This window comes from Actinoplanes sp. NBC_00393, from assembly GCF_036053395.1.
GTDB lineage: Bacteria > Actinomycetota > Actinomycetes > Mycobacteriales > Micromonosporaceae > Actinoplanes.
The window spans coordinates 5,647,721-5,660,234 of the sequence record NZ_CP107942.1; the positions used below are offsets into that span (position 1 = coordinate 5,647,721).

A 12,514-nucleotide genomic window follows, 5' to 3' on the forward strand; every position below is an offset into this window, starting at 1 on the left:
TCCACTCAGCCGGCCAACTCCACGACGACCGGTCCGGCCGCTCCCCGACCGGACCGTACCGCTGCGGCGGAGCCGTTGTCCGGGCTTTCGGCGATCAGCACCGGGCGCAGTGGGGCGAGGGTGTGGTCCTGGCGGGCCCGGGTCACCCGCTCCAGGAACGTCTCGGTCATGCCGGTGGTGCCGGCCCGGTTCGACACCAGCAGCCGGTCGCCGAGGCCCTCGTCGTCGCGCTGCCGCTGCGGCTTGAACAGGAACTTCTTGCTTAGCATGAGGTGCGCGCCGGACGCCCGGGCGTGCATGTTGAGCAGCCGGTACCAGTCGATCAGGGCCGGGTGGTGTGCGACCAGCCGGCGCAGGTCGCCGTCGTCGGACAGGCGCAGACCGTGTTCGTCGGCGCCGATCTCGGCGAGCAGCCGCTGCGGCAGGGTCGGGCCGCTCATCAGCTCGTCGAGGTCGGCGCGTTCGTGTTCGAGCAGCGCCGGGAACAGGCGCCGGGCCTGCTGGTCGTAGTCGGGCAGGTTCAGCCCGAGCAGGAAGTCGCGTTTCAGCGCCTCCGGGTCGAGGGCGCCGCTGGGCGGGATGTCGTCGGATGTCCAGTGCGCGGCGAACTGCCGGAACACGTCCATGAACATCTCCGGCGGCATGGTCTCCTCGGCCGGCAGGGCGGCGAAATCGACCATCAGCCTGCGCAGGGTCGCCAGCAGGACCGTCGCCGCGCGTACCCGGTGCCGGGCGTCCTCGCCGATCAGGCTGGCCCGGTCCCGGGTGAGCGGGCAGAGCAGGTCGTTGACCGCCAGCTCGACCGCCTCACCCTGCTTGACCAGCAGGAAGAAGCGCTCCTCGCCGACCGTGCCGGTGTAGCTGCGGATCCGGCCGTCGTCGAAGACGCCGGGCAGTTCGGCGATCACCTCGTCGTCGAGGCGGACCCGCACGGTGCCGACGTTCCAGCGCACCAGCGAGGAGTAGCTGTCCCGGTCGTAGTGACCGGTGCCGGTGTGCTCGGCGAGGGCGGTGAAGTACGCCCGGAACGGGATCTGCGCTCCGCCGACGGTCAGCGGCTCGAACGCGTGCTCCGGATGCTCGATGCCGCCCGGCGTGTGCTCCTGATAATGCCGGGCCACCGAGGCGCCCACGAACCCGAGCAGCACGACGAGCCGCTGGGCCTGGGCCGGAGTGAGCTGGGCGACCTCCGGGAGGTGGCTCAGCACGTGTTCCTCGAGCTCGCTGAGGAGCAGGCCCGGTGGGGCGTGATCGTCGAGGATCGCCTGGTTGAGACGGGGAAGTTCGGTCAGCACCCAAGCGCCGACCTGTTCCGGAACCATCCGGTACATCACCTCCGGGACTCCTATCCGTCCCTTCGGCCGCGGTTCGCCGACGTTGAGTGTGGTGAATCGCACCTACCGCACTTTCGGCTGTTGAGCCGGTGACGGGCACGAATGCGACAGCCGGGCCGGAAAGTGACGGCGGTTTATAGAGTGAGTCGCGGCTGCGCCAATCGGGCGCTGGAGACAGGGGGTAACCGATGTCCGAGCCGATCACCCGCCGGACGTTGCTGGGCGCCACCGCGGGCACCGCGGTGGCCACGGTCCTGGCGCCCACGGCGGCGAGCGCCGCCGGCGCCAAGGTGCCCGCGGCGGTGCGCGAGCTGGACGAGAAGATCCAGCAGGCGATGGCGGCCTATCAGGTGCCGGGAGTGGCGTACGGGCTGCGCTACCGGGGCGTCGACTACCTGCGCGGTTTCGGCGTGACCAGCCTCGACGACCCGCAGCCGGTCGATGCCGACACGGTGTTCCGGGTGGCCTCCACGACCAAACCCTTCACCGGTACGGCGGTGATGCGCCTCGTCGAGCGCGGCAGACTCGACCTGGACCGGACCGTGCGCAGCTACCTGCCGGACTTCCGCACCGCCGACCCGGCCGCCTCGGCCCGCGCCACCGTGCGGCAGCTGCTCAACCACAGCGCCGGCTGGCTCGGCGACTTCTTCCTCGACACCGGCAGCGACGACGGCGCCCTCGCGCGCTACGTGGCGGCGATGTCCGGCGTTCCGCAGCTGAACCCGCCGGGCAAGGTGTTCAACTACAACAACGCGGCGATCTCGGTGGCCGGGCGGCTGATCGAGGTGGCCACCGGGCAGACCTACGAGCGGGCGATCCGCCAGTTGGTGACCGGGCCGCTCGGGCTGCGGCACAGCGCGTTCTCCCTCGACGAGATTCCGGGCGCGCGGTGGGCCGTACCCCATGGTCCGAATGAGGCCGGGACCGAGCTCGTGCCGGACCCGGCGTTGTGGGCCATGCCGCGTGCCATCAATCCGGCCGGCGGGCTGATCTCCAGCGCCCGGGACCAGCTGCGCTGGGCCCGCTTCCACCTGGGCAGCGGCCGGCCGTTGCTGAGCCGGCGCTCGCTGCACGCCATGCAGTCGAACCCGGGGCCCGGCGGCACCCTGCTGGTGGAGCTCGACGGGATGGGCGTGACCTGGCAGCTGCGCCCGACCCGGGAGGGGACGAAGGTGGTGCAGCACGGCGGCGACTGGGACGGGCAGCACTCCGGTTTCCTGATGGTGCCGTCGCGGGACTTCGCGCTGACCGTGCTGACCAACTCGGTCACCGGGCCGGTGCTGCTGGAGGACCTGTTCATCGGCGACTGGGCGTTGCAGCGGTTCACCGGGCTGCACAACCTGCCCGCGGTGCCGCGCGCGCTGCCCGCCGCGCAACTCGCCGCCTACCAGGGGGTTTACACCGGCCAGCAGATCGGTTTCGAAGGGGAGCTGGTCACCTCGCAGTTCGAGATGGTGCCGGACGCCGGTCAGCTCAGCGTGCGGGCCGGGGGCGCCGAGGTGGCGCGGCTGGCGTTCTACCGCAAGGACTACGTGGTCCTGCCGAACCCGGACGGGACCATTCCGGCGCAGCGGGCCAACTTCGTCCGCGACCGCGACGGCGAGGTCGTGTGGTTCCGGCTCGGCGGCCGCCTCTACCGGCGCGGCGACGCGGCGACCACCCAGCTGCGCAGCGTGCCGTCGTGGCCGCTGAAGCCGCTGCTGTCCTGACCGGTCAGGCCGAGGCTCCGCCTGCCTGCCTGCGCCGCTCGATGCGGCGCTGCTCCAGGCGGAGCCACCGGTTGTACACCTGGACGGCGGCCTCGACCGGTTCGGCCGCGCGGCCGCCGTCCCACTGCCGGGGCAGCAGGGACTCGGCGCCGAGCCACAGCAGGTCGCTCATCGGGACCGAGCCGCCGGTGAGGCGCATCAGCTCGGCGGCCACCTCGGCGGCGTGCTCGCTGCGCCGCCACCGCTCCAGGACCGAGGCGCCGTTACTCAGCGTGTTGTGGTCGTCCGGGTGCAGTTCCATGATCGGCCTCCGAATCCGCAGGTCAGGAGTCGTTCACCCTGGACCTGCGAGGTGGCCGCTGTCAAGATCCAGCGGAGGAAGATCACGCTCCGAAAGCGGCTTCGGCCTCCTCGCCGGTGAGTGAGCGGGCCCGGAACGTCGTGGTGCCGGCGTCGAGAAGCTCGCGGGCCGCGTCCCGGGCCGCGCCGTACGCCGCCCAGGCCAGGGCCCCGCCCGTGGAGACCCGCCGGACGCCCAGCTCGGCCAGCTCCGGCACGCTCGGCCCGCCGCCGACCGCCAGCACGTTCACCGGCACCTTCACGGCGTCGACCAGCCGCGCGATGTCGTCGCGCTCGCGCAGGCCGGGCGCGTAGAGCACGTCCGCGCCGGCCTCCCGGTACGCGAGCAGCCGGGTGATCGTGTCGTCCAGGTCGGCCCGCCCGTACAGGTGGTTCTCGGCGCGCGCGGTCAGCACGATGCCGTGCCGCGCGCACGCCTCGGCCGCCGCGGCCACCCGCTCGGCGCCGGCCGCGACGGTTTCGATGCAGTCCTCGGCCGGGTCGTAGTCCTCGATCGAGATGCCGGACGCGCCCGCCTCGGCGAGCAGGTCGATGCTCTCGATGATCCCGTCGGTGGTCGCCGAGAAGAGCCGCTCGGCGTCCACGTTCACCGGCACGCCCACGGCAGCGGTGAGCGCGGCCACGTGCGCGACCAGCTCGTCCCGGGTGACCTGCTGGTCCAGCTTGCCGAGGCTGGCGGCGAGCCCGGACGAGGTGGTGGCCAGCGCGACGAACCCGAGGGACTCCAGCAGCCGGCCGGAGCCGACGTCCCAGGGGTTGGGCAGCAGGAACGTGCCGGACTCGTGCAGCGCGCGGAAGCGTTCGCGGAGGGAGGTCATGCGCCCACCCTGGCACATCGGCGGCCTCCCAGCCGCGAGCCAATCCGCGCCGAGTGGCCCAGCTTTCAAGATCAAAACCATGCGGGGTACGCCTTCTCGACCGCCCCGCCGAATTTTCACCGTCCCCGACTACGCCGCGACCGGCTGCGTGGTCCCGGCCCCAGCGCGCCCGCCGGGCTTACCCACGTCCCCGGCTGACCGCCAGGGCTGCTTCGCAGCCCGGCAAGCAACGCTAAACGTCAGCCCGCACGTACGGCTGACCGCCAGGGCTGCCTCGAGCCCGGCAAGCAACAGTGAGCGTCAGCCCGCACGTACGGCTGACCGCCAAGGCTGCCTCGCAGCCCGGCAAGCAACAGTGAGCGTCAGCCGGGACCTACGGCTGACCGCCAAGGCTGCTTCGCAGCCCGGCAAGCGACGGTGAGCGTCAGCTGGGTCTTACACGGGGGCGGGGGCGGTGCTCTCGCGGCGCAGGACCCGGATGGGCGGGCCGGGATGCTCGCTGGGTGCGGCGCCGCCGAGGGCGTCGAGCAGCGCGCGGGCCAGGGTCAGGCCGTGGTCGTGGACGTCGATGCTCAGGGCGGACAGCGGCGGCACGGCGAGCTCGCACAGCGGCGAGTCGTCGTAGACCAGCAGGCTCAGCTGGTCGGGGACGGGAACGCCGGTGCGGATGAGTTCCTGCTCTGCGGCGACGGCCATCACGTCGTTGTCGAAGACCACGGCGGTGGGCGGCGGCGAAGCGGCGAGCAGTTCCTGAACCCCGCGGACGCCGGACTCGGGGCCGTAGTCGCCCTCGACGATGCGCACGTGGACGCCGTGCTGGGCGGCGGCGGTGTGCATGGCGGCGGACCGTTCGGCGGTGTGGACCAGGTCGGCGGGGCCGCTGACCCGGCCGATCACCCGGTGCCCGAGCGAGGCGAGCATCTCCACGGCCGTGGTCATCGCCCCGGCGTCGTCGGTGACCACGCGCGGGAACGCGGGGGCGTCGGCGCGGCCGGCCAGGACCGCGGGCAGGCCCAGGGCGGCCAGGTGGGCGGGGCGGGTGTCGTCGTGGACCAAGTTGACCACGACGACGGCCCGGACCGTGTGGTCGGAGGCCCAGCGACGGTAGGTGGCCAGTTCGGCCTCCAGGTCGGGGACCACCAGGAGCAGGACGGTAGCGCCGTGCGGAGCGAGCGCCTCCTCCATGCCGGCGATCAACTCCATGAAGAACGGCTCGACGCCGACCCGGGCGGCGCTGCCGGTGAGCACCAGCCCGATCAGGCCACCCGGGTCGGTCATCCGTCAGCCCACCTTCGCCGGGAGTGCGAGCGAGTTCGCGGAGCGCAGCACCTCCGGGGCCGAGAACACCTCGCCGTCCACGACGGTGGCCGTGGTGACGGTGAACGTGTGGGTCTCCCCGGGCAGCAGGTCGACGAGCATGTCGTCGACGACGGCGTCGGGGGCGACCCGGTCGGCGAGCACGGCGACGTCCCGGGCGAACGATGCGGCGGTCACGGTGATCGAGTATCCGCCTTCCACGGCAACCGTGTGGGCCCGTACCGCGGCCGGGTCGTAGTGCAGGCCGAAGTCCTCGGCGAACAGGTGGGTGGCGCGCAGGCCGTCGGCGTCGGCGACCAGCACCTCGCGGTCGGGTTCGGCGGCGGCGAGCAGGCTCGGGTCCAGGTCGAGCCGGGCGACCGAGCGGGCCGGGACGTCCAGGTCGGCGGTGACGGCGGCCAGCTCGGTGCCGTCGAAGCGGACCCGGCGCAGCGTGACGGTGCCCTGCCACGCGTCGTCAGTGTCGTTGATTACGGCGAGTTGCTGCTTCTGGAAGGTGAGCACGCGGGGGGCGTACGCGCGGCGCAGGGCATACCAGGCGGGCTTGTAGCGGCCGGCGCCGTCGACGACGGCCCAGGAGGTGACCGGCCAGCAGTCGTTGAGCTGCCAGAGGATGCTGCCCATGGTGCGCGGTGCGTGGGCACGCAGATGATCGATCGCGTACGAGGTGGCCCGCGCCTGGTTGAGCTGGGTGGCCCAGTGCCACGCCACGAAGTCGTCGGGCACCGGCATGTGGTGGGCCAGCCCGCGGTCCAGCTTGCCGTTGCCGTCCTCCGCCTTCTGGTGCAGCAGGAACGCCGGCGACTCCTTGCTCAGGTTGCCCGGCGCCAGCGAGCTGACCAGGGTGGACCAGGCCGGCGGCGCCTGCCAGCCGAACTCGGAACAGAACCGCGGCACGAAGTTGTCGTGGAACGTGTAGTCCTCCCGGTTCCACGCCTCCCACTCGTGCCGGGTGCCGTACCGCTGGTCGTTGGGGTGCACGTCGGCCGGGTCGTGGCCGGGGCTGGACGGGCTGCCCGGGTGGTACGGCCGGGTCGGGTCGAGCTCGGCGAGCAGGGCCGGGAAGTCCTCGTAGTAGTAGCGGGCACCCCAGGTGGCGCCCTGCAGGGCTTCCTTCCAGTGCCAGTCCTCGTGACCCCAGATGTTCTCGTTGCCGCCGTTCCACAGGATCAGCGACGGATGCGGGGCGAGCCGGGTGATGTTCTCCCGGGCCTCGGCGAGGATCTCGGAGCGGATCGGCTCCTCCTCGGCGTACGCGGCGCAGGCCAGCGGGAAGTCCTGCCAGACCAGCACACCCTTCTCGTCGCACACGTCGTAGAAGTCGTCGCTCTCCCAGATGCCGCCGCCCCAGATGCGCAGCAGGTTCGCGTTGCCCAGGACAGCCCGGTCGACGGCGGCCTCCAGGTCGGCGCGGGTGATCCGGGTGAGCAGGTGGTCCTCGGGGATCCAGTTCAGGCCGAGTACGAAGATCTCCTTGCCGTTGACGCTCAGCGTGAACCTGCTGCCGTGCTCGTCGGGGCTCTCGTCGAGGTGCACGTCGCGGAAGCCGACCCGGGTGTGGTGCTCGTCCAGCTTCTCCTCGCCGGCCAGCAGGGTCACGCTCACCGGGACCAGCGGCTGGTCGCCGTAGCCGACCGGCCACCAGAGCGGGGCGCCGGGCACGTCGAGCTCGATCGTGGCGCCGTCACCGGTGACGGGCACGCGGGTGGTCTGCTCGCCGGCGGTCACCTCGACGGTCAGCGGCGAATCCGACAGGCGCTCGACCGAGACGTGCACGGTCAGGCGGGAGCCGGTGGCGAGCGGGCGGACCGAGGCCAGCCGGGCGGTGTGCCAGCGCTCCAGGCGGACCGGCTTCCAGATGCCGGCGGTCTGCAGGTCGGGGCCCCAGTCCCAGCCGAACGAGCAGGCCATCTTGCGGACCGCGTTGAACGGGTGCGGGTACGGCCGGGGGCGCTCGCCGATCTGCTTCTGCACCTGCTCGGCGTACTCGAGGGCGGAGTCGAACCGGACCGTCAACGGCCGCCCGGTGCCGTCGGCGGCGCCGGTCACGTCGAACCGGTAGCCCCGGTGCATGTTGAACGTGCGGCCCAGCTCGGTGCCGTCGAGTTCGATCGTGGCCACCGTGTCGAGGCCGTCGAAGACCAGGTCGACGCGCTCGCCCGGGGCGGCCGGGCCGGTGGTCAGGGTGGTCTCGTAGAGCCAGGCGCTGCGGTGGAACCAGACGAGCGAGGCCTCGTTGTCGTCCAGGTACGGATCCGGGATCAGCCCGGCCGTGAGCAGGTCGGTGTGGACGGTGCCGGGGACCGCGGCGGGCAGCGCGGAGGCAGCGATCTCCGGCGGGACCGGGCCGCCGACTGCACGGACGGTCCAGCCCGCATGAAGGTCGGTCTTGAGCATGTCGGAGTGCTCCCTGTCATGTCATTGAGGGGTTGCCGCCGCGCCGGGGCTCCCACATTCTTAAGCTACTGAACGAAGTCCGTCAACGCTGGTGAGCCCGGAGGAACGATGGCCGATCTGGTGCACTTGACCGCCGCCGGAGTGAGTGTGGTGCTGGACTGCCGCGGCAGCTCGCTCCCCGCGATCGTGCACTGGGGCGAGGCGCTCGGCGACGTCACGTCCGAGCAGCTCAGTGACCTCGCGCTGGCCGCCGCCCCACAGCCGATCGGGTTCTCCGCCGACGGCGCTGTCCGCATCTCGATCCTGCCCGAGCAGTCCGCCGGATGGCTGGGACATCCGGGTCTGGCCGGGCACCGGGACGGGAAGTCGTGGTCGAGCGCCTTCACTCGCACCGGGGTGGAAACGAGCGCTCACGGCGTACTGATCAAGGCCCGTGACCAGGCTGCCCAGCTGGACCTGGCGATCGATCTCGAACTGCACCCCAGCGGGGTGCTGCGCACCCGGGCGCGGCTGACCAGCACCGCGCCGGGCACCTACTGGCTGGAGCATCTGCTGCTGTTCCTGCCGGTGCCCGCCGAGACCACCGAGTTGCTCGACTTCACCGGCCACCACCTGCGGGAACGCTCGCCGCAGCGGACCGCGTTCACGCACGGCCTGCGGGTGCGGGAGAACCGGACCGGCCGCACCGGCTACGACTCCGCCTACGTGCTGTGCGCCGGGACGGCCGGGTTCGCCAACCGGCAGGGCCGGGTCTGGGGCCTGCACACCGCGTTCTCCGGCGGGGCGCGGACCGTGGCCGAACGCAACTATCACGGGCATTCCGCGCTCGGCGGCGGTGAGCTGCTGCTGCCCGGCGAGGTCGGGCTCGGCGAGGGCGAGTCGTACACGACGCCGTGGCTCTACGGCTCGTTCGGCGCGGCGGGGCTCGACGATCTGTCCGGGCGCTTCCACAGCTACCTGCGCTCGCGGCCGTCGCATCCGCACAGGCCGCGGCCGGTCGTGGTCAACACCTGGGAAGCGGTCTATTTCGACCACGACCTGGGCCGACTCACCGAACTGGCGAAGGCGGCCGCATCCGTGGGCGCCGAGCGGTTCGTGCTGGACGACGGCTGGTTCGGCTCGCGCCGCGACGACACGTCCGGTCTCGGCGACTGGTTCGTCTCCCCCGATGTCTGGCCGGACGGTCTGGGACCGCTGATCAGCGTGGTCCGCGATCTGGGCATGGAGTTCGGGCTCTGGGTGGAACCCGAGATGATCAATCCGGATTCGGAGCTGGCGCGCGCCCATCCGGACTGGATGATGGCCGCCGGGGACCGGCTCCCCCCGACGGCGCGGGCTCAGCAGGTGCTCGATCTGGGCAATCCATCGGCGTACGAGTACGTGCGCGACCGCCTTGACGCGCTGCTCACCGAGTACGACATCGCGTACCTGAAATGGGATCACAACCGGGACCTGGTCGACGCGGGACATACGGCGACCGGGCGGGCCGGGGTGCACGACCAGACACACGCTGTCTACCGGCTCCTCGACGAGCTGCGGGCGCTGCATCCAGGCGTGGAGATCGAGTCGTGCTCGTCCGGCGGTGGGCGGGTCGATCTGGAGATTCTCGCGCGTACCGACCGGATCTGGGCGTCGGACTGCATCGACGCGCACGAGCGGGTGCCACTGCAGCGGTGGACGTCTCTGCTGGTGCCACTGGAACTGATCGGCTCCCACGTGGGCGCGCCGGTCTCGCACACCACCCACCGGTCGCTGCCGCTGGACATGCGGGCCGGCTCGGCTCTGTTCGGACATTTCGGCGTCGAGTGGGATCTGACGGCCGCCTCGTCCGCCGACCGCGAACGCCTCGCCGAGTGGGTGGCCCTCTACAAGGAGCTGCGCGGGCTGCTGCACACCGGCACGCTGGTGCACGGCGACGTGGCCGACCCCGCGTACTCGGTCACCGGGGTGGTCGGCGCATCGGACGCGATCTTCGCGCTGACCGCCACCGCCACGAGCGACGCCTATCCCCCGGGCACGGTCGCCCTGCCGGGGCTCGATCCGGACCGGGTCTACCACGTGCGCCCACAGCCACCCGGCGACGCGCCGGACGGCAACGCCGCAGCCTGGGGCGCTGCGTTACCCTGGTGCACGCCGCACGGCGTCCGTCTGACCGGGCGCGCGCTCGGCACGTCCGGGCTGCGGCTCCCGGTGCTGTACCCCGATCGCGTCCTGCTCGTGCGCGCCACGGCTGTCTCGCCCCAAGGTGGTGACCTGAGTGAGAGAAACGGTCGGTGACGCCCGGCCGGGCCGGGGGCGCCGCCCAGCCGCCCGGGAGAGCATCCTCGACGCGATCCGCGCCTCCGAGCCGCTGAGCCGGGTCGAACTGGCGGCGATGACTGGGCTCACCGAGGCGGCCGTGTCGATGACCGTACGCCGTCTGCTCGAAGAAGGACTGGTCGTCGAAACCGGCCGCACCCCGACCGGCGGCAAACCGCGTACGCTGCTGCGCCTCGACCCGGCAGCCCGGCTCGCAGTCGGCGTCTACCTGGACCGGGACGTCACCACGTACGTGCTCACCGGCCAGACCGGCGGCGTCATCTCCCGCCTGGCGCGCCCGGCGCCGGCCGGTGACCTGCTCCCCCAGCTGACCGCCGAGATCGGCACCCTGCTCGCCGGCTCCGGCGTCGACCGGGCCCGCTGCCTCGGCGTCGGCGTGGTCTGGCCGGGGCCGCGCGGCAACATGGCCCGCTTCGACGACGCCCCGCCGCACCTGCGCGGCTGGGACAGCGAAGAACTCGGCGAACGCCTGGCCGAAGCGACCGGGTGGCCGGTGCTGGTGGAAAACGACGCTACGGCTGCCGCGGTCGGCGAGTACTGGGTGGCCCGGGTGGGGCCGGAGCAGGCGTTCGCGGCCCTGTACATGGGCAGCGGCATCGGCTCCGGCATCGTGGTCGAAGGCCGGGCGATGCGCGGTGGGCATGGCGCGGCCGGGGAGTTCGGGCATGTCTGCGTGCAGGTGGACGGGCCGGAATGCTGGTGCGGCAGCCGGGGATGCCTGGAGATCCTGGCTGGGCCGCGAACTGTGGTGTCGGCGGCCCGCTCGGACCCGGCAGCGGTTGCGGAGGCGGGTCTGGACCCGGCCGCACCGCGCAGCGTCGCCGCCGACTTCGCCGCGGTGGCCCGTGCGGCCCGCGGGGGTGCTCCCCGGTGCCTGGCCCTGCTGGAGGACTCGGCCCGGTATGTGGCCGCGGCCGCTGAGTCGGTGGTCAACCTGCTGGACATCGACCTGGTGGTGCTGACCGGGCCGGGCTTCGCGGCGGCGTCGTTCGTCTACGGCCCGGCCATCATGCGCCGGGTGTCGGCTGCGGACAACCGCACGTGGCGCCGCTCCGTGACGGTGACCGTCTCGCTGGCTGCCGCCACAGCTTCCGCTACGGGCGCGGCCGCCCTGGTGCTCCAGTCCCACCTGCGCCGCTGACCCGGCTCGGCCCGACCCGGCCCAGCCCGGCTCGGCTCGGCCCGGCTTGGCCCGGCCCGCCCCGGCTCGGCTCGGCCCGGCTCGGCCCGGCTCGGCCCGGCTCGACCCCGGCTCGCCCCGGCCTGGCTCGGCTCGGCCCGGCTCGGCTCGGCCCGGCTCGACCCCGGCTCGGCTGACGCCGAGGCACCAAACCCGCCCGCCATTCCATGCATCACCGCCAGCCGGCAGAGGTCAGCTGGCACTCAAGCACCTAATACGGCCGCCATTCCATGCGTCACCGCCAGCCGGCAGGGCTCAGCTGGCACTCAAGCACCTAATACGGCCGCCATTCCATGCGTCACCGCCAGCCGGCAGGGCTCAGCTGGCACTCAAGCACCTAATACGGCCGCCATTCCATGCGTCACCGCCAGCCGGCAGAGCTCAGCTGGCACTCAAGCACCTAATACGGCCGCCATTCCATGCGTCACCGCCAGCCGGCAGAGCTCAGCTGGCACTCAAGCATCTAATACGGCGCTATTCCATGCGTCAGTGCCAGCCGGCGAGACCGGGCTGGCCCTCGGGTGCCGGAAGCGGGCGTCATTCCGTTCCTCACCGCCGGCTGGTGAGGGGGTTGTCGATCTTGGGCGCGCAACCACACCCGAGTGTGGCAAATCGCCCAAGATCGCCACGGGCACGGCGGCTGCGGGAGCTCGGCTGGGCGTCAGGGCTGTTTCAACGTGCTGGAAACGGCCCTGCGGGCCAGCTGAGCAAGATCAGCGACCACCGGCACGGGGACACACCGCTGGTGTGGGGCTTGGCGGGACCGGCATACCTGCTGCGGGACCGGCATACCTGCTGCGGGTGGGTACAGCTGCGGTGGACGTAGCGGCGCGGAAGGGGTTGCCGAGCGGTTTCCATAGGCTCGGTGGCCATCATGGGCTCGGCCTTCATGGGCTCGGCCCTTATGTGCTCGGCGGTTATGGGCTCGGCGGCCTTCATGGGCCCGGCGGTCGCGGTGGGGCCGGGAGGGGCCGCCTGGATCGCGCGGTAGTGAGGGACTGGGTAGCTGGGTCGGGGACGGCTCTTGCTCGTACCCCCGAAAAGCGGGACCACCTGGTTTCATGGCGGTCAATAAAATCG

The 12,514-nt window shown here is 72.1% G+C and carries 8 protein-coding genes; 3 read left to right on the forward strand and 5 right to left on the reverse strand.

Going from position 1 to position 12,514, the window contains the following annotated elements:
* Positions 1–5: 5 nt before the first annotated feature.
* Positions 6–1,397 (reverse strand): hypothetical protein, encoded by a 1,392-nt coding sequence (locus tag OHA21_RS26400; protein WP_328478147.1) that lies wholly within the window; start codon positions 1,395–1,397, stop codon positions 6–8.
* Positions 1,398–1,522: 125 nt separating this feature from the next.
* On the opposite strand from OHA21_RS26400, the gene OHA21_RS26405 reads away from it, so the two are divergent.
* Positions 1,523–3,043: a serine hydrolase domain-containing protein gene (locus OHA21_RS26405; RefSeq protein WP_328478148.1), complete on the forward strand. Its 1,521-nt coding sequence runs from the start codon at positions 1,523–1,525 to the stop codon at positions 3,041–3,043.
* Between the two features lie 4 nt (positions 3,044–3,047).
* Here OHA21_RS26405 and OHA21_RS26410 read toward each other — a convergent pair whose 3' ends face one another.
* The 4 genes from OHA21_RS26410 to OHA21_RS26425 all read right to left on the reverse strand — a co-directional run bounded on the left by OHA21_RS26410 (position 3,048) and on the right by OHA21_RS26425 (position 7,935).
* A complete protein-coding gene (locus OHA21_RS26410) occupies positions 3,048–3,344 on the reverse strand; it encodes a hypothetical protein (RefSeq protein ID WP_328478150.1) in 297 nt (98 codons plus the stop codon).
* 82 nt (positions 3,345–3,426) lie between these two features.
* A complete protein-coding gene (locus tag OHA21_RS26415) occupies positions 3,427–4,221 on the reverse strand; it encodes an isocitrate lyase/PEP mutase family protein (RefSeq protein ID WP_328478152.1) in 795 nt (264 codons plus the stop codon).
* Between the two features lie 435 nt (positions 4,222–4,656).
* Entirely contained in the window at positions 4,657–5,499 is an 843-nt protein-coding gene (locus OHA21_RS26420) for a LacI family DNA-binding transcriptional regulator (protein ID WP_328478154.1), read from the reverse strand.
* 3 nt (positions 5,500–5,502) lie between these two features.
* Positions 5,503–7,935: a glycoside hydrolase family 2 protein gene (locus tag OHA21_RS26425; RefSeq protein WP_328478156.1), complete on the reverse strand. Its 2,433-nt coding sequence runs from the start codon at positions 7,933–7,935 to the stop codon at positions 5,503–5,505.
* 108 nt (positions 7,936–8,043) lie between these two features.
* Between OHA21_RS26425 and OHA21_RS26430 the strand changes: the two genes are divergently transcribed.
* A complete protein-coding gene (locus tag OHA21_RS26430) occupies positions 8,044–10,212 on the forward strand; it encodes an alpha-galactosidase (protein WP_328478158.1) in 2,169 nt (722 codons plus the stop codon).
* Positions 10,193–11,395 (forward strand): ROK family transcriptional regulator, encoded by a 1,203-nt coding sequence (locus OHA21_RS26435; protein ID WP_328478160.1) that lies wholly within the window; start codon positions 10,193–10,195, stop codon positions 11,393–11,395. The genes OHA21_RS26430 and OHA21_RS26435 overlap by 20 nt, the downstream gene beginning before the upstream one ends.
* Positions 11,396–12,514: the final 1,119 nt, after the last annotated feature.